This is a genomic window from Prochlorococcus marinus str. MIT 9401, from assembly GCF_000760095.1.
Lineage (GTDB): Bacteria > Cyanobacteriota > Cyanobacteriia > PCC-6307 > Cyanobiaceae > Prochlorococcus_A > Prochlorococcus_A marinus_I.
In genome coordinates this window covers 58,261-74,810 of record NZ_JNAR01000015.1, presented here as the reverse complement: position 1 = coordinate 74,810, position 16,550 = coordinate 58,261, and the positions used below count along the sequence as shown (strand labels likewise).

Below are 16,550 nucleotides of genomic sequence, written 5' to 3'. Positions count from 1 at the left end.
TTTTAAAAGGTTTTTAAATCTTTAATCCATTCATAGGAAATTTTATTGAATACTGAAGGGTCTTCATCATGGATACAATGCCCCGAATTGGGTACTATTTTTAATTTTACCCATCTATGGAAATTTGCAATCTTTTTACCAACAAAAAGAGGTATGAAATTATCTTTTTCTCCCCAAATCAATAAAAAAGGCACTTTTTTTGAGGTGCTAAGTTTTCTCAAAAGATAAGAAGCTTGAAATTTTTCATCTCTTGAAGACATTCCAATACACATTGCTCTTAATGATCTAGCTGAAGTTTTCCTTAAAACTGGTTTAGTCACTAAATTTATTAGTTCGCGATCAATATTGTCTTTTTTGAAATAGGCAGAATTCAGCCCCAGTTTTATAACCCCTAATTTGGCTATTAAAAATAAAATAATCTCCAGAGGGAAAAACATAAAAAATATTTTTATAAATCTATCTTGAAATTTTTTAAATGATGATTTTTTTGTTATCGACTTTTTATTTTTTTGAATTTGATCTGGCAGAGGTGATGCAATAACCGTTGCAATCTGATCTTCCAATGAAACAGCACAAGTTAAAGCCACTAATGATCCTAGAGAATTGCCGATAAGAATTACTTTCCCAGAATTCTTTGGTCTTATCACCTGTGCAATAAAGTCTTTCACTTGATTACACCAAATCTCATTATTTAATTTTCCAATTTGTCTTATCCCAGGTTGATCTGAATCTCCAAAACCTATTAAATCTAAAGAATAAGAGGCGCAATTCCTTTTTGCAAAATATTCCAAGTTGTTTCTCCAATGTTTTCGACTTGCGCCAAATCCATGGAGAAAGATAATTGGAATTTTATTATCTTCGCCTGTAACACTCCAACAAATTTTAAAACCATTCCAATTCCAGTAATTAGGAAAATTAATATTTTTTTCTTTAAAGTTATTATTCATATATTCAAAATTTTCAAGATATTTGCATTATCTACATTTTTAACAAATAAATGTATATTGAATGTAAATTAAAGTAATGATTAAATTTTACTATGGCTAAAGAAATTTTTAGTATTGCGGCAGTTTTTTGGATTCTGATACCAATAGGATTAGTTGGTGGTGCATTATTATTAAAGTTTCAGGGAGATTGATTCTCACGAACATGTAACAAATTGAGTTATGGTCTACAGGTTAAGTAAATCTTAAAATATGAAGATTCTTTTAGTAGGAGCAACAGGAACACTTGGAAGACAGATAGCTAAGCAAGCTATAGAGGATGGACATGAAGTTAGGTGCTTTGTAAGAAACCCAAGGAAAGCTTCCTTTCTACAAGAGTGGGGTTGTGAATTGACAAAAGGTAACTTGTTGAATTCTTCTGATATTGAATATGCATTACAAGATATTGAAGCAGTTATTGATGCTGCTACTAGTAAACCAGATGATCCTAAAAGTATTTACGAAATAGATTGGGATGGAAAACTAAACTTATTTAATGCTTGTGAAACTTTAAATGTAAAAAGAGTCATATTCCTTTCAATTCTTTTAACAGAGAAATTTAGAAATGTTCCATTAATGGATATTAAATATTGTACTGAAAAACTTCTTGAGAAATCTGATTTAGATTATACGATCTTCAAATGTGCAGCTTTTATGCAAGGAATTATAGGTCAATTCGCTATTCCAATTTTAGATAGTCAAGCAGTATGGATGAGTGGAACTCCAACTAAAATCGCATACATGAATACTCAAGACATGGCAAAGATTATTGTTGCAGCAGTTAATAATCCAAAAACTCATAGAACATCATTGCCACTAGTTGGTCCCAAAGCATGGGATTCAAACGAAGTCATATCGCTATGCGAAAAATTTAGCGAAAAGAAGGCTAAAATTTTTAGAGTTTCCCCCTTTCTAATTAGTGTCACTCAAAAAGTAGTTTCCTTTTTTCAAGATTCTTTAAATGTCGCTGAAAGATTGGCTTTTGCTGAAGTAACAAGTAGTGGTGAATCATTAGATGCTGATATGAGCAATACTTACGAAATATTGGAACTTAAAAAAGACGATATGACATCACTTGAGAGTTATATAAAAGAGTACTACCAACAAATTCTTAAGAGATTAAGGGAAATGGAAGCAGATTTAAATATTGAAGAAAAAAAGAGATTACCTTTTTAATATTGCAATTTTAGACATTCATAGTATATTTGTACTATAAATTATAGTTAACTATGTCTGTTTCTAAGTCTAAAAATCTTGAACGAAAATTAGATAATTTTGCAAAAGAAGCAAGAAATGAACTGAATAATGTTTGCGGATCTTCATTATGGGAAAGCCTCGGGTTTGTTTTTTTTGATCAATTAGAAGATTCTGAAAAAATTGCGAAAGCAAATTTTTACTATGGTCAACTTCAAATAATTAATGAAATTAAATTTTCAATTTGAATTGAATTTAATATTTTTACGTATTTAATTTTTCTTAAATCAATTTTGGCCAATCTTTTTCTGATAATATGAACTTAGTAAAAGATTAATTAATGATTGAAACTTCAGGTGTAATAGAAAAAGAGCAGGGTAATGGATTTTATTTGGTTACCTTAGAACAGCCTGAAGGACATCAATGTTTATGTAGAGCTGCAGGTAAATTAACTAAATTTAGAATTAAATTATTAGCTGGAGACAAAGTGTTAGTTGAGATAAGTCCTTATGATCTTTCTAGAGGGAGGATAACTTATAGAGAAAGAAATGCAGGTGGTGCTAAACCTACTACTAATAAAAATAATCCTAAGAGAAATAATAAATAAAAAATTACTTTACATAATTTTTTTTATCGCTTCTTTAAACTCACTTCTTTGTTTAACACCTTGCCATTGTTTTTTTAATAGTTTTTCTTTAAAAAGTTGAACTGTTGGCGTGCCTTTAATACCAGCTTGTTTTGCAATATCTTGATCTTTATCAATATCTATTTCAACGCCAAGAACTGCACCATCAAGTTCTTTAATTATCCTTTTTAACTGAGGTTTTAAAACATGACATGGACCGCAACTTGGGGAACTAAAAATAACTAAGATAGGCTTTTTACTCTCGTGATAAAGTTTCCTTAATGCGTAACTACCTTTTTGCCATTCAGAATTTGAATCAAAAGTATCTTCATTAACTTCTTCTTCATTAAAATCTGATGAATTAAGTTTTTTCTCTGGTTCGGGTGTTTCTCTTACAATAGTTTTTGCTAAGTTTTTCTCTGCTAGCCACCTTTCGGTAGCTAATGCTGCCATGCATCCAGTCCCTGCAGCAGTAACTCCTTGCCTCCACTCAGAATCAACAACATCACCTGCTGCGAAGATGCCTTCAATAGATGTTTCTGGTCTTCCTGATTTGCAAGCAATGTATCCTTTATTATCTAAATCAATTTTATTGCCTAAGAACTTCGTATTTGGTGTGTGACCAATCGCGTAAAAAAGACCTTTTATATTGATTTCCCCTTTACCTTCTTGAGAGTGATTAGTTTCTATTCTCTCAAGCCATTCAGAACCATCCGCTTTATCCACTTTTGTATTCCAATGAATTTCTATCTTTGGGTTAGCTTTTACTCTATCTACCATTGCTGCGCTCGCTCTTAATTTTTCTGATCTAACAATCAAATGCACTTTGCTTCCATACTTTGTAAGATACGCCGCTTCTTCACACGCAGAGTCGCCCCCTCCAACAACAGCTAATTCTTCATCTCTAAATTGAGGGGTTGCTCCATCACAAATTGCACAAGCACTTATTCCTTTACTCCAGAATTTATCTTCATTTATCACGCCTAATCTATTTGCACTTGCTCCAGTTGCAATAATAATTGAGTTCGATTTTATAGTTCCTTCTAAAGTTTTTAATTCGAAGGGATGTGAATCAGTATTTATTGATAAAACATCACTTTCGTATAAATTCGTGCCCCATCTTTCTGCTTGAGCCTTCATTAGATCCATCAATTCAGGACCAAGTACTCCATCTGGGAAACCCGGAAAATTTTCAACAAATGTTGTGGTCATTAATTGCCCACCAGGTATCCCACCAGAATTAAATCCTGTGACTAGCAATGGTTGAAGATTTGCTCTTGCTGCATATATTGCAGCTGTATATCCTGCAGGCCCTGAGCCAATAATTACAACATTTTCTACGTTAGGATTTTTTTCTTTATTTTCCATTTATGTGCAAATATCATTACCAATAATAATAAACAAACCCAAATAATGTAGGGCGGATTTCACATGATCAATTTATTATTTAGTCGTTGACTTTTTGGTCTAATAACTTTTTTAATTCTTTTGGAAAATTTAAAACAGAATCTTTTAAATTTTCGTTCTTTTCTCCAATATGTAATATCCACTCTCTAAATTCTTCAGCAATTGCATAACTGTCTTCATATCTTTCTAAAGTGTCCATTGCAGAAATTCTGTTGGTAGCCCAGCAGGTAGCAATGTCAATCCTTTTTCTAATGAAATTGTTCATCGAAGCTTAAAAGTTGTATATAGATAAACACAAAAAAAGGTATATGTATTGTCTAATAAGTTACAACTTTGTACTTCCAAACAATAATTTAATCTTTAATTTATATTTGAGCCAATTATTGAGGTAATTATAAAGAAAATATAAAGAAATACGGTTAAACTGCCTCACTATGATTTGCAAGTAGCCTCTCTACTTCCTCAAAACCCTCTTTAGCTGAATTTATTGCAAGCTCCTCGCTAACTTTTTCTTCTGATATTAATTTTGCGGATATTTTCTTTAAAAGAGTTTCTTTCTTTTTTCTTAATGAAATAACAATTTCTTCTTCAATAATAGATTTTATTGCTTTAGAAATTATTCTTTTATCATTAGCTTCCTCAAATGTGCCCTGAACTAATTCCTGAATAAATAATCGATGCACCTCACTACTCCTTAAAAAGCTTTCCGTAGCATTAATAATTCCTTCAACAAGAGCTTCATCAGGTTCAGAATCGTTTTCTGCCAGCTTAAATTCCCAATCTAAGTGTCGCCTTTGCCAACCTGCCGAGTGGAGGCTGGGCATAACTGTCTGTGAATAAGTATCGACGGACATTTCATAAATTCTCTCTGCTAATTTCTCGCACCAGTCTTTTCCATGCTTTTCTAGATTTTTCTGCATAGCTTGCCTTGGAACGGCATGACCACCATGGTGGCTGTGGCATACTCCATCAGGACATTCGATTGCTTTTATACTCATTTGATTATTTAGTACTTATATATTCTAGATAGCTATTTTTTATAGAAAAGAAAATATATTTTTAACAAAATTCCAAGACTTTTGACTTTCTTCAACCTATATTTAATATGTTTAAAAAATAAATAAATTGACAAAGATACTTATTCCTTCCGAAACAAGCTCTGGTGAAAGGAGAGTTTCAGCTACACCAGAAGCGGTAAAAAAATTAAAAAGCCTTGGTTGTGATGTTTATATTGAAAGTTCGGCAGGAAAATTATCAGGATTTAGTGACTTATCCTATGAAGAATCGGGCGGAACAATAATAAATTACTTAGATCAAAAAATTTGGGGTGAAGCGGACTTAATATTTTGTGTTCAAACTCCATCAGAGGATAATTTAACTAAATTAAAAAAAGGCGCTGTTCTTCTTGGTCTTCTTAACCCATATGGTAATAAGGAGCTTCTTAGGATTATAAATAGTAATAAGATTTCAGCTTTATCACTAGAGTTGCTTCCTAGGATTAGTAGGGCTCAATCTTCTGATGTTCTTTCTTCACAGGCCAATATTGCTGGATATAAAGCAGTTCTTTTGGCTGCAAGTGAGTTAGATAGATATTTCCCAATGCTTATGACTGCAGCAGGGACAGTCCAACCTGCCAAAGTAGTGGTTCTTGGTGGAGGTGTTGCAGGATTACAGGCAGTCGCGACAGCAAAAAGACTTGGAGCAATAGTATTTGTATCTGATATTAGACCTGCTGTTAAAGAACAAGTAGAGTCCCTCGGAGCAAGATTTATAGAACTTCCTGAAGTTGAGGAAAAGCCTGGAGAGTCAGGAGGTTATGCAAAAGCTGTAACACCTGAATTTCTCTCAAAACAGAAGGTAACTTTAACTAAATATTTATCTGAAGCTGATGTTGCTATATGTACTGCACAAGTTCTAGGTAAAAAGGCACCTGTTTTAATAGATTCTCCCATGATTGAAAAAATGAGACCTGGTGCAGTAGTTATTGATTTAGCAGTTTCTCAGGGAGGGAACTGCGAAGGAACAAAATCAAATGAAACTATCATCAAAGATGGTGTAAAACTTATTGGAGCGGGCGAATTACCCTCTTCGGTTCCTTATGATGCAAGTTCACTTTATGCTAAGAACTTAACATCTTTGATTACACCATTTATAAAAGATGGTGTAATTAAATTAGATAGGGAAGATGAACTCATTTCTGGATGTTTATTAAGCGATGAAGGAGTTGTTCTTCAAAATAAAGTTTTTGAAAATTGAGGTTTTAAAATTATGTCTTTTATAAGTCTTCTTTGGGTTCTTTTACTTGGTAGTTTATTAGGCCTTGAGTTAATTGGAAAAGTTCCTCCTACTCTTCACACACCTCTAATGAGTGGAGCAAATGCAATTTCAGGAATAACAATGCTTGCAGCCTTGACTTTAATTGTAAAAGCAGAAGGTAACGTACCACTTTTAATAATTGGTTCAGTTTCTCTTGGATTTGCTCTTTTCAACGTTGTAGGTGGTTTCTTTGTAACTGATCGAATGCTCGCTATGTTTAGTCGTAAACCATCAAATAAGAAGTAATTTTTAACATGAATCTACCTGTAATCATTAAATTCGTTATTGACCTTCTAGCAGTACTTTTGCTGGCTTTGGGAATAAAAGGATTGTCAAAAGTAAAATCGGCAAGGGATGCTAATAGATTAGCTGCATTTGCAATGTCGCTATCAGTAGTAGGGTTACTTTCTTATTATTTAGGCACTTCTGGAATTGCTATTCAGTCTTGGATTTGGATATTAATTGGATCAATCATAGGTAGTTTATTCGGAGCAATACTTGCAAAAAAAGTACCTATGACCTCCATGCCTGAAACAGTGGCATTATTCAATGGTTGTGGAGGAATGTCATCACTTTTAGTGGCCTTAGGAGTAGCTATTTTCCCTATATCTGGTGGCCAAGAAAATTTTGATTTTTTTAAGTCACTGATTAACGAAGTTTCAATATCTGTTTCTATATTTGTTGGTGCTATAACTTTCACAGGTTCAATTGTGGCGATGGCAAAGTTACAGGGTTGGCTGTCAACTCCAGGATGGACTCAGAGCAAAGTTAGACATTTTGTAAATATTGTTTTTGCAGTTGCTTCCTTAATAGCCTTTTTTGATTTAATAAACGGCAATACAAGTTCTATTTGGCTTTTAGTTATAGTTTCTTCTTTATTAGGTATTGGAGTTACTTTGCCAATTGGTGGAGCTGATATGCCAGTCGTTATATCTTTATTAAATAGCTATTCAGGGATTGCAGCAGCAGCAGCAGGTTTTGTTGTAGATAGTCAGCTTTTGATAGTAGCTGGCGCAATGGTTGGAGCGGCAGGTCTAATACTTACTCAAGTAATGTGCAAGGGTATGAATAGATCATTGGTCTCAGTTCTTTTTGGAGGATCTTTATCTGCACAAAGTACAGCCTCTTCTGGTTCAGGAGAATATACAAATATAACTTCTTGCAGTGTTGAAGAATGTGCATTGACTTTAGAGGCAGCCAACAAGGTAATTATTGTTCCTGGTTATGGTCTAGCAGTAGCTCAAGCTCAACATACTTTAAGGGAAGTGACAAAAAAACTAGAGCAAAATGGTATTGAAGTTGTTTACGCAATTCATCCCGTAGCAGGGAGGATGCCTGGACATATGAATGTACTTTTAGCAGAAGCAGATGTTCCTTACGAACAACTTAAAGAGATGGACGTTGTAAATCCTGATTTTCCAGCAACGGATGTTGTTTTAGTTTTAGGAGCAAACGATGTGGTTAATCCTCAAGCTAAAAATGATAGCTCTTCTCCTTTATATGGCATGCCAGTTCTTGATGTGCAGGAAGCAAGAACGGTATTTGTAATTAAACGTGGTATGAGTGCAGGTTACTCCGGAATAAAAAATGACTTATTTGATCTGCCAAATACCTCAATGGTCTTTGGTGATGCAAAAAAGGTACTGAATGATTTGATTGGAGAATTAAAGGATCTTGGAGTTGGGGAGAAATAATAGTATATCTTTAAGTTTTTCAGATTACTTAAAAAATAAGCCATTTCGAGAAGTCTTCCCTTGGATAGGTGGCGACTTACAAACTTTGAGAGATACTTTTGTTATTGATTTTGGTAAATCAAAAAAAAATAAAAAAATATTCTTTCCGATTAATAAAATTCTTTCTAAAAAATTTGAATGTGATTATCTTCTAGGGTTTTTAGAATTACCTGAAAACTTAGACTCACTTAGGGGTTTTGTAATCGTTACACATGGTTTAGGGGGCTCAACTAAACGGTTTGGTTTAAGAAGAATCTCTAGGAAATTAGCAAATAATGGTTTTGGAGTTCTTAAATTAAATCTAAGAGGATCTGGATCTGCGAGATATTTAGCTAAAGGAAATTATTGTGCTAGGTGCTCCAGTGATGTTATTTCAGCAATTAATTATTTTAAAAAATTGATTAATTTAAAGTTTAAAGATCTCATGAAGATGAATAATCTTCCAATTTATGGAGTTGGATTATCTTTAGGCGGAACAATTCTTTTAAATGCCTGCTTAGATTACGATGAAAATAAAGGAGAAAAACTATTAGATGGCCTAGCCTGTGTGAGTAGCCCTTTAGATTTATCTTCATGTAGTCTCTGTATTGAAAAATCTAGAAATTACATATACCAAAAATGGTTACTTCACCGCTTAAAAAATCAGTTATGGGAGGGACTTAATGATGAAGGCAAAATTTTTAATAATGAGATATTAAGAAAAGAAATTAGAAATTTAAAAAGTATAAGGGAATTTGATCAGAAATTTACAGCTCCTAGTTGGGGATTTAATTCTTTAGAAGATTATTATGTTAAAGCTTCTCCAATATTTAGAATCCAAAAATCAATAAAAAAATTACCTCAAATGCTTTTTATTCATGCCAAGGATGATCCTTGGGTCCCATATAATGCAACTTTGAATTTAAGAGGAAAATTTAGTGATAAATTTACTATTTTTATAACTGAAAAAGGAGGTCATAATGGTTTTCACTCGATTAATGGCTGCTGGTCAGACGAAGTCGTAAAAAACTGGTTTATTAGTATCTAGGACTATTTAAAAATGGTGTTTTTTTAAAAATCCATTTTTCTATTGGCTTACCGTTAATAATATGTGAGGTAAAAATTTCTGAAATTTTTTCTGGAGAAACTTTCTCATACCAAATACCATCAGGCCAAATAAGAAGAATTGGACCGTTCTTACATACCCTTAAACAGTCAGCTTTTGATCTTAATATATGAACGTTTTTTGTAGAGGGATCATTCTCAAATTTTTTTAAAGTCTTTTTCAGACATTCCCATGCTTTTTGACCTTCATTGCCTTTAAAGCATTTCTGTTTTGTGGGTGTTGCGCATAGTAGAAGATGTTTTTTTATATTCACTTTTATCCAATACTTACGTATTTTTTTCCTTTTTTAATTTCTTGCTTAACAAAAAGTCTGGCCCAATTGTCTACTTCAAGAATATCTTCTAATTCTGGACTCAAATTCAAATTCTCCATATGTGATTCACAAGCTTTACTTATAAATATTGGAATTTCTTGAAAAGAAATTTTTTCTTTTAGGAATTGTTCAACAGCCATTTCATTAGCAGCATTTAAGACTGCAGGCATAGTTCCAGAAGATTTTCCTGCGGCATAGGCAAGTCCCATACATGGATATTTAAACTCGTCTGGCTCTTTAAAAGTTAATTTTCCAATTTCACTTAGGTTTAATCTTTTCCAATTTGTTTTAAATCTTTCAGGCCAACTCATCGCATATAAAATAGGTAGCTTCATATCTGGCCAACCTAATTGAGCTAATACTGAAGAATCCTCCATCTCAATCATTGAATGAATAATACTTTGAGGGTGGATAACTATTTCGATATTTTCGTAAGAGGTCCCAAATAAATAATGCGCTTCTATAACTTCTAATCCTTTATTCATGAGAGTTGCAGAATCTACAGTTATTTTTTTTCCCATATCCCAATTAGGATGTGAAGTCGCATCTTCCACTGTGACATGCTTTAAATCCTCAACGGCCCAATCTCTGAAAGCACCACCAGAAGCTGTTAAATGTATGGCTTTTAAACCTTTAGGCATCTCTCCTGTTGAAAAATCTGCATTTTCATAATTAGGTAATCCTTGTAAACATTGAAAGATAGCAGAATGTTCTGAATCAGCAGGTAAAAGCCTACTATTATGTTTCTTTAATGCAGGAATAACAATTGGTCCTGCCGCAATTAAAGTTTCTTTGTTAGCAAGTGCAATATTTTTCCCCGCATTAATTGCTGACATTGTTGGAATTAAGCCTGCACAGCCTACTATCCCTGTTACCACAGTATCTGCCTTTTCCCATGCTGCAACTGCGTTAATCCCCTGCTTTCCACCTAAAACCAAGGGAGCATCATCCAAATCTAAGTTATTAATATTATCTTTTAAATCTTCTATAAGACTTTCATCCTCAATAGCAACTACCTCTGGTTTATGTGTTTTAACTTGTTCAGTTAATAAATTAATATTTCTTCCTGCAGAAAGAGCTACGGCTTTAAACTTATCAGGCTGCTCACTAGCAATTTCGAGAGTTTGAGTCCCTATTGAACCAGTAGAACCGAGCACAGTAATGTATTTCAATTTTCGCTGATATTTCTAATATCTTCCCATTTAAAGGTGTATTTAAAAAACAAAAATATCAAATTGGTTTTTTTCTTAAAATTTAGACCCTTATCCATGTTGTTATTTCCTTTGATTGATCAATAAGTTCAATACCTTTTTCTTTTAATAAATTCCTGATATCATCAGCCTTTGCATAATTCTTTTCCTTTTTTGCTTTCAATCTTTCATTAATAAGCGATGATATTTCTTCTTCTGTTATTCTACTTTCTTTTACTAAAACCTCTTTTTTAAGACCAAGCACCTCAGTCAACTTTTCAAGGGTTTTAAAATTCTCAAGTAGAAAGAATTTTTGATTTAGGTCTATTTTAAAACCTTCAACCCTTTGAAATTGGTTTAAAAAGTTTTTTAATGGTTTCGCTAAATCGTAAATAATAGCAATTGCACCTGCTGTATTAAGGTCATTTCCCAGAGCCTCAGAAAATTTAAGCTTTTTTTGAGATAATTCAAAACTTATTTTCTCTTTATATTCTTCTTCGATAGATTCATTTTTATTAATAGATTTAAAAGCATCTTTTGTAAGGTCAATAAAAGAAAGGGCTATATTAATATTTTTCCAAGCTTCTGAAGCACTCCTTAAGGCTTCTTCAGTAAAATCAAGTGGTTTTCTATAATTCACAGTCATAACAAAATATCGCAAAGTCATAGGGCTTATACCTGACTTAATTAGCTCTCTGATAGTTTTAAAATTTTTGAGGGATTTACTCATCTTTTGTCCATTTACATTGACCATCCCATTGTGTAACCAATAGTTCGCTAGCTTTTTGCCATTGGCTGCTTCTGATTGGGCGATTTCATTCTCATGATGTGGAAAAATCAAATCAGAACCACCTAAATGGATATCGATAGTATCGCCTAATTCATCTTTAACCATCGCCGAACATTCAATATGCCATCCTGGCCTACCTTTACCCCATGGCGAATCAAAAAATGGTTCATCATCTTTAGCTTTTTTCCATAGTGCAAAATCTTGCGGATTAAGTTTTTTACTATTTTCCTCATTAACCATTCTTCCTTGCTGATTGATATTTTGTTCTTGTAAATTTTGATTACTTAGTTTTCCATAATTTTTATTTTTGAAAACAGAATAATAAACGTCTCCATCCCTAGAGTATGCATAACCTTTGTCCTCAAGGATTGTTATGAAGGAACAGATATTGCATATATGATTCGTTGCTCTTGGCATGCTATCCGGACGCATTATCCCTAAAGAATCCATATCTTTGTGAAATTCAATGATATTCTTTTCAGATACTTCCTTCATTGAACTGCTTTCTTCTTTCGCTCTTTTTAAGATCTTGTCATCAATATCTGTAAAATTTTGAACATACTTCACTTTGAAATCACTGTAAATTAAAAATCTTCTCAATACATCCCAAGCGATATAACTTCTGGCATGACCAAGATGACATAAATCATAAACAGTTACCCCACAACAATAAATTTTTACTACATCATCAATAGGCTTAAAAACCTCAACTTTTTTGCTTAAAGTATTAAAAAGTTTGATCATCTTAAAATAAGTATTTCATAAGGTTTATTTTGTCTCCATCCAATTGTCTCCAATTCCAATATCAACTAAAAGAGGCACATTTAATTTTACACAATCTTCCATAGTCTTCTTTACTAATTTCGTAGTAATTTCCAAAGAATCTGGTTCAACTTCAAACAATAATTCATCATGTACTTGTAAAAGCATTTTTGCTGGAACATTCATTTCTATGAATTTTTTATTTAGTTGAACCATTGCAATTTTAATAATATCTGCACTTGAACCCTGAATTGGGGCATTGGCTGCAGCTCTTAGTGACTGTGCTTCCATGCCAGCTCTTCTTGCGGATTGCAAGTCAATTTCGTAAGGATCTTTTCCAATTAGTCTTCCAAGTCCATTTTTATCAAACTTAAATTCTCTCTTTCTACCAAAAATTGTTTTTACATAACCTTTTGACAAGGCAAGCCTTTCTTGAAGTTCAAGAAATTTGAAAATTTTTGAATATCTTTCTTTGTATTTTATTAGGAATTCTTTTGCTTCTGGAGTACTAACTCCTGTAGAACGTGCAAACTTTTTAATTCCCATACCATAGATAACTCCGAAATTTATTGTTTTCCCAACTCTCCTCTCATCAGTAGAAATTTCTTCTTTCTCAAAAATTAATCTTGCGGTCAAAGAATGAATGTCATCATTTTTATGAAATGCATTTATTAGTATTTCTTCATCCGCTAAGTGAGCGAGTATTCTTAATTCGATCTGAGAATAATCAGCTGATAAAAGTTTCCAATTTTTTTCAGGCAAGAATGCTTTTCTGATTCTCCTACTAAATTCAGTCCTAACAGGGATATTTTGAAGATTAGGATTGCTACTACTTAGTCTCCCAGTCGCTGTAGCAGCTTGATTAAAGTTTGTATGAACTCTTCCTGTCTTTTCGTTAATAAGATTTGGAAGAGCATCAATATAGGTGCTAAGTAATTTGCTAAGAGTTCTATGTTTTATTAAATGTTGGATTATTTCATGTTCGTCGACTAATCTTTCCAGAACTACTGCATCTGTGCTCCATCCTGTTTTTGTTTTCCGTGATTTTTTCTTATCCAAATTTAATTTTTCAAACAAGATCTCACCAAGTTGTTTTGGTGAAGATAGATTGAAACTTTCCTCTGCTAACTCATAAACTTTACTTTCAATATCTTCTAAGGTACTTTTTAATTCTTTTGAGAGTTTATCCAAATAAGGGATGTCGATGGTAATGCCATTCATCTCCATTTGGGACAATACCGGCTCTAAAGGTAGCTCGATTTCTTCGAACAATTTGATTAATTCATCTTTTTCCTTTGAAAAACTTTCTTTAAAAATTTTGACAATCTTAAAAGTTAGAAAAACATCATAACCGCAGTAAATACTTGCTTCATCAATATCAACAAATGAAAAGTCTTTATTTTTCCCAACTGTCTCCTTAAATGAGGGAGGCTTAAATCCAAATAATCTAAAACTAATTTCACTTAACCCATGTTTCTCCTGATTATTAAGAAGGTAGTCTGCTAACAAGGTGTCAAAGGTTACGCCTTTAAGATCAAGTCCATGATTAAAAAATATTTGCCTATCAAATTTAGAATTTTGGAGTGCCTTTTCTTTTTTTGGATCTTCTATCCAATTTCTTAGCTTTGAGAAAACATCTTCAATTGATAATTGATTGGGGGTCTCCTTTTTTGTTTGATGACCAAGGGGTATATAAAATAAATCATCATTTTCTTCTCCAAGACATAACCCTATCCCAACAAGTTCCGCATCGATTGGATTCAAACTATTGGTCTCTGTATCTAAAGAAACTATTTGATTAGTCTTGTCTAATCTCTGAATTAATTTATCAAGTAATTCGAAATCATTTACAACAGTTACTTTGATTTTAGGGATTTTATTTTCACTATTTTCTAATTTATTATTGCCTGCGAATTTTGGTGCCTTCTCCTCCTCTTTAGCTACATTATTTTTGTCAAAACCACCTTTGCTGAAAGTTGAATTGAAAATATCAATTTGTCTAAGTAGTGTTGATAGTTCTAATTTTTTCAGTGACTCTGAAAGTAGTTCTTGATTTATATTTTTTAATTCATAACCGTTACTTAAAATTAAAGGCACCTCAGTATTTATTTTTGCTAAATCCCTGGAAAGAAAAGCATTATGTTTATCGTTTCTGAGCTTTTCTATAACTGAACCTTTGATGAATCCTTTATATTTCTTATCGTTGTTCTGCTGAATCTTGTCCAAAGCCTGATAGATTCCATCAAGCGTATCGTTCTCTTTTAGTAGATTAATTGCAGTTTTTGGCCCTACTCCTTTAATACCTGGAATATTATCAGAACTATCACCAGTTAGGGCTTTGAGATCAACTACTCTTTCTGGCGCAACACCTAATTTTTCTTTTACTCCATTTTCATCCATAAGAGTTGGATTTCCACTTTTCGCATATGGACCACCACCCATATAAAGTACATAAATATCTTTTTGATCATCTACTAATTGAAATAAGTCCCTATCTCCAGAAAGAATATTCACGCACCATCCTTTAGAAGAAGCATCATTTGCAATTGTGCCTAGGAGATCATCTGCTTCGTATCCTGGAGATTTAAAAATTGGTAAATTAAGGCTTTCTTCTAAAATGATTTCTAGTTGTTCAATATCCTGAAAAAAAACATCTGGTGCTACATCTCTATTGGCCTTATAATTTGGATCTAATTCATGTCTGAAAGTAGGTTTTTCGGTATCAAACGTAATACAAACACCCTCAGGACTAATATTTTTACAATTATCCAGAAGGCTTTTTAGAAATCCATAAGTGACACTTGTTGGAAATCCCTCTTTGGTAGTTAAACCTCCATCAATCCCTTTGCTAAATGCATAGAAGCTTCTAAAAGCAAGTGAGTGGCCATCGACTAAAAGTAAAATTGGTTTTTTAGAGTTTTCAGATTTTAAACTCATTTTCTCTTCTTAGCCCAAGGTGGAATATCAATAAAGATTTGCTCTCCAGGTTCTAATCCATTAATTACTGAAGTTTTATTTCCACTACTAATACCAATTTCGATTTTTTCAAATTTGGGAGAATTGTTTTTATCAACTTTCAAAATTCCTTTTTCACCTTTTTCAGTGACAATAGAAACTGTTGGTACTAAGATTTTTTCTTCATTACCTTCGACTCTAAATTCAAGATCAGCAGTCATTCCAATTTTAATTTCTTCAGAAATATCTTTAAAATTTAAAGTTACTTCGAATGAGGTTACATTATTATCTTTTACAGCTCTTGTAGCTATTTTTTTAACTATGGCACTATATTTTTTTGAGGGATAAGCCTCAATTCTTACTGAGGCTTCTTGACCTATTTTTATTCTGCCAATGTCACTCTCAGGAACTTTTGCAACAATTTCTAGGCCCTCTGATAGTTCAAAAATAAAGTTTTTGGTTTTAGAGTCTGAACTTAAGTTTGTACTTGGTGTGACATAAGATCCTATCTCCGCATATTTTGCAGTTATCTTTCCTCCATAAGGAGCTTTAATTAGATAGAAACTTTTTTCAGCTTTTGCATCATTAAGTTTGGCGCTACTAATGTTGTAGTTATTTTTATAACTTTCGTAATCTTCTTTGCTTACAGCACCTTCTTGATATAAATATTCTCTTCTTAAAAATTCAGATTTTTGTTTTTCTACATTTAATTCAAGTTCTTCAATTTTATAGATAAAGTCTTCATCATCAAGTGAAGCTAAAACCTGATCTTTTTTTACAAGATCGCCCTCATCTACTTTGATTTCTTTTATTAAACCTTGCTTCCGAGGTCCAATATTGCTTGTCCTGATTGCTTTTACTTCACCACTTGTATTAATTGAATCTGAGAGGATTCCTTTTTTAACTTGAACTACAAAATCAGAAATGTCTCTTGATTTATTTTTCTTGAAGGAATTAGTTATGAAAGCGAAAAATATAGTTAAAGAAAGTAATATAATTCCACTTCTTAGATTTATATTTTTTTTTATTAAATCAAACATTTCTTTTTAAAAGCAGAATTAGAGAATATTTAGGAACTAAATAAATAATCAAGACGATTATAATTAACTTATCCAAGATTGGTTAAGTAAATACTATATTACTAGAAGATGTTTTCTTGATAATTTTTCCATAAGTT

At 32.5% G+C, this 16,550-nt stretch carries 17 protein-coding genes; 8 read left to right on the top strand and 9 right to left on the bottom strand.

Annotated elements, in window-relative coordinates; all coding sequences use genetic code 11:
- Positions 1 to 2: 2 nt before the first annotated feature.
- Positions 3 to 947 (bottom strand): alpha/beta fold hydrolase, encoded by a 945-nt coding sequence (locus EV01_RS03390; protein WP_032518376.1) that lies wholly within the window; start codon positions 945 to 947, stop codon positions 3 to 5.
- Between the two features lie 92 nt (positions 948 to 1,039).
- On the opposite strand from EV01_RS03390, the gene petM reads away from it, so the two are divergent.
- The 4 genes from petM to infA all read left to right on the top strand — a co-directional run bounded on the left by petM (position 1,040) and on the right by infA (position 2,784).
- A complete protein-coding gene (gene petM / locus EV01_RS0109025) occupies positions 1,040 to 1,138 on the top strand; it encodes a cytochrome b6-f complex subunit PetM (RefSeq protein WP_011132786.1) in 99 nt (32 codons plus the stop codon).
- 58 nt (positions 1,139 to 1,196) lie between these two features.
- Positions 1,197 to 2,159, top strand: a complete 963-nt coding sequence (locus EV01_RS03395; protein ID WP_032518377.1) for an NAD(P)H-binding protein — start codon at positions 1,197 to 1,199, stop codon at positions 2,157 to 2,159.
- A 53-nt stretch (positions 2,160 to 2,212) separates the two neighbouring features.
- Positions 2,213 to 2,425 (top strand): hypothetical protein, encoded by a 213-nt coding sequence (locus EV01_RS03400; RefSeq protein ID WP_032518379.1) that lies wholly within the window; start codon positions 2,213 to 2,215, stop codon positions 2,423 to 2,425.
- Positions 2,426 to 2,517: 92 nt separating this feature from the next.
- A complete protein-coding gene (gene infA, locus EV01_RS03405) occupies positions 2,518 to 2,784 on the top strand; it encodes a translation initiation factor IF-1 (protein ID WP_025928595.1) in 267 nt (88 codons plus the stop codon).
- A gap of 9 nt (positions 2,785 to 2,793) precedes the next feature.
- On the opposite strand, the gene trxB is transcribed toward infA, so the two are convergent.
- From trxB to EV01_RS03420, 3 genes are all read right to left on the bottom strand, one after another.
- Positions 2,794 to 4,170 (bottom strand): thioredoxin-disulfide reductase, encoded by a 1,377-nt coding sequence (gene trxB, locus EV01_RS03410; RefSeq protein ID WP_032518382.1) that lies wholly within the window; start codon positions 4,168 to 4,170, stop codon positions 2,794 to 2,796.
- 79 nt (positions 4,171 to 4,249) lie between these two features.
- Positions 4,250 to 4,474: a hypothetical protein gene (locus EV01_RS03415; RefSeq protein ID WP_032518383.1), complete on the bottom strand. Its 225-nt coding sequence runs from the start codon at positions 4,472 to 4,474 to the stop codon at positions 4,250 to 4,252.
- A 154-nt stretch (positions 4,475 to 4,628) separates the two neighbouring features.
- Complete coding sequence (locus tag EV01_RS03420) at positions 4,629 to 5,207, bottom strand: hypothetical protein (protein WP_032518384.1); 579 nt, start codon at positions 5,205 to 5,207, stop codon at positions 4,629 to 4,631.
- A gap of 127 nt (positions 5,208 to 5,334) precedes the next feature.
- On the opposite strand from EV01_RS03420, the gene EV01_RS03425 reads away from it, so the two are divergent.
- The 4 genes from EV01_RS03425 to EV01_RS03440 are packed head-to-tail and all read left to right on the top strand — an operon-like array spanning position 5,335 to position 9,285.
- On the top strand, positions 5,335 to 6,465 hold the full coding sequence (locus EV01_RS03425; RefSeq protein WP_032518385.1) for a Re/Si-specific NAD(P)(+) transhydrogenase subunit alpha: 1,131 nt from the start codon (positions 5,335 to 5,337) through the stop codon (positions 6,463 to 6,465).
- Between the two features lie 12 nt (positions 6,466 to 6,477).
- The gene (locus EV01_RS03430; RefSeq protein WP_011863273.1) at positions 6,478 to 6,771 is read left to right on the top strand and encodes an NAD(P) transhydrogenase subunit alpha; all 294 of its coding nucleotides are present in this window, start codon (positions 6,478 to 6,480) and stop codon (positions 6,769 to 6,771) included.
- Between the two features lie 8 nt (positions 6,772 to 6,779).
- The gene (locus EV01_RS03435) at positions 6,780 to 8,219 is read left to right on the top strand and encodes an NAD(P)(+) transhydrogenase (Re/Si-specific) subunit beta (RefSeq protein ID WP_032518386.1); all 1,440 of its coding nucleotides are present in this window, start codon (positions 6,780 to 6,782) and stop codon (positions 8,217 to 8,219) included.
- Complete coding sequence (locus EV01_RS03440; protein ID WP_032518387.1) at positions 8,200 to 9,285, top strand: YheT family hydrolase; 1,086 nt, start codon at positions 8,200 to 8,202, stop codon at positions 9,283 to 9,285. The genes EV01_RS03435 and EV01_RS03440 overlap by 20 nt, the downstream gene beginning before the upstream one ends.
- Here the strand turns inward: EV01_RS03440 and EV01_RS03445 are convergent.
- The 5 genes from EV01_RS03445 to EV01_RS03465 form a co-directional block, all read right to left on the bottom strand.
- A complete protein-coding gene (locus EV01_RS03445) occupies positions 9,275 to 9,616 on the bottom strand; it encodes a (2Fe-2S) ferredoxin domain-containing protein (RefSeq protein WP_032518388.1) in 342 nt (113 codons plus the stop codon). The genes EV01_RS03440 and EV01_RS03445 overlap by 11 nt on opposite strands.
- A gap of 2 nt (positions 9,617 to 9,618) precedes the next feature.
- Positions 9,619 to 10,848 (bottom strand): 1-deoxy-D-xylulose-5-phosphate reductoisomerase, encoded by a 1,230-nt coding sequence (locus EV01_RS03450; protein WP_032518389.1) that lies wholly within the window; start codon positions 10,846 to 10,848, stop codon positions 9,619 to 9,621.
- Positions 10,849 to 10,930: 82 nt separating this feature from the next.
- Complete coding sequence (gene cysS, locus EV01_RS03455; RefSeq protein ID WP_032518390.1) at positions 10,931 to 12,400, bottom strand: cysteine--tRNA ligase; 1,470 nt, start codon at positions 12,398 to 12,400, stop codon at positions 10,931 to 10,933.
- Positions 12,401 to 12,424: 24 nt separating this feature from the next.
- A complete protein-coding gene (gene polA, locus EV01_RS03460; protein WP_032518391.1) occupies positions 12,425 to 15,355 on the bottom strand; it encodes a DNA polymerase I in 2,931 nt (976 codons plus the stop codon).
- Complete coding sequence (locus tag EV01_RS03465) at positions 15,352 to 16,413, bottom strand: efflux RND transporter periplasmic adaptor subunit (protein ID WP_032518392.1); 1,062 nt, start codon at positions 16,411 to 16,413, stop codon at positions 15,352 to 15,354. Before EV01_RS03465 ends, polA begins: the two co-directional genes overlap by 4 nt.
- Positions 16,414 to 16,550 lie beyond the last annotated feature (137 nt).

Coding starts and splice junctions, on each gene's coding strand:
- EV01_RS03390 (WP_032518376.1), bottom strand. CDS start 947: ATGAATAATAACTTTAAAGAAAAAAATATTAATTTTCCTAATTACTGG.
- petM (WP_011132786.1), top strand. CDS start 1,040: ATGGCTAAAGAAATTTTTAGTATTGCGGCAGTTTTTTGGATTCTGATA.
- EV01_RS03395 (WP_032518377.1), top strand. CDS start 1,197: ATGAAGATTCTTTTAGTAGGAGCAACAGGAACACTTGGAAGACAGATA.
- EV01_RS03400 (WP_032518379.1), top strand. CDS start 2,213: ATGTCTGTTTCTAAGTCTAAAAATCTTGAACGAAAATTAGATAATTTT.
- infA (WP_025928595.1), top strand. CDS start 2,518: ATGATTGAAACTTCAGGTGTAATAGAAAAAGAGCAGGGTAATGGATTT.
- trxB (WP_032518382.1), bottom strand. CDS start 4,170: ATGGAAAATAAAGAAAAAAATCCTAACGTAGAAAATGTTGTAATTATT.
- EV01_RS03415 (WP_032518383.1), bottom strand. CDS start 4,474: ATGAACAATTTCATTAGAAAAAGGATTGACATTGCTACCTGCTGGGCT.
- EV01_RS03420 (WP_032518384.1), bottom strand. CDS start 5,207: ATGAGTATAAAAGCAATCGAATGTCCTGATGGAGTATGCCACAGCCAC.
- EV01_RS03430 (WP_011863273.1), top strand. CDS start 6,478: ATGTCTTTTATAAGTCTTCTTTGGGTTCTTTTACTTGGTAGTTTATTA.
- EV01_RS03435 (WP_032518386.1), top strand. CDS start 6,780: ATGAATCTACCTGTAATCATTAAATTCGTTATTGACCTTCTAGCAGTA.
- cysS (WP_032518390.1), bottom strand. CDS start 12,400: ATGATCAAACTTTTTAATACTTTAAGCAAAAAAGTTGAGGTTTTTAAG.
- polA (WP_032518391.1), bottom strand. CDS start 15,355: ATGAGTTTAAAATCTGAAAACTCTAAAAAACCAATTTTACTTTTAGTC.
- EV01_RS03465 (WP_032518392.1), bottom strand. CDS start 16,413: ATGTTTGATTTAATAAAAAAAAATATAAATCTAAGAAGTGGAATTATA.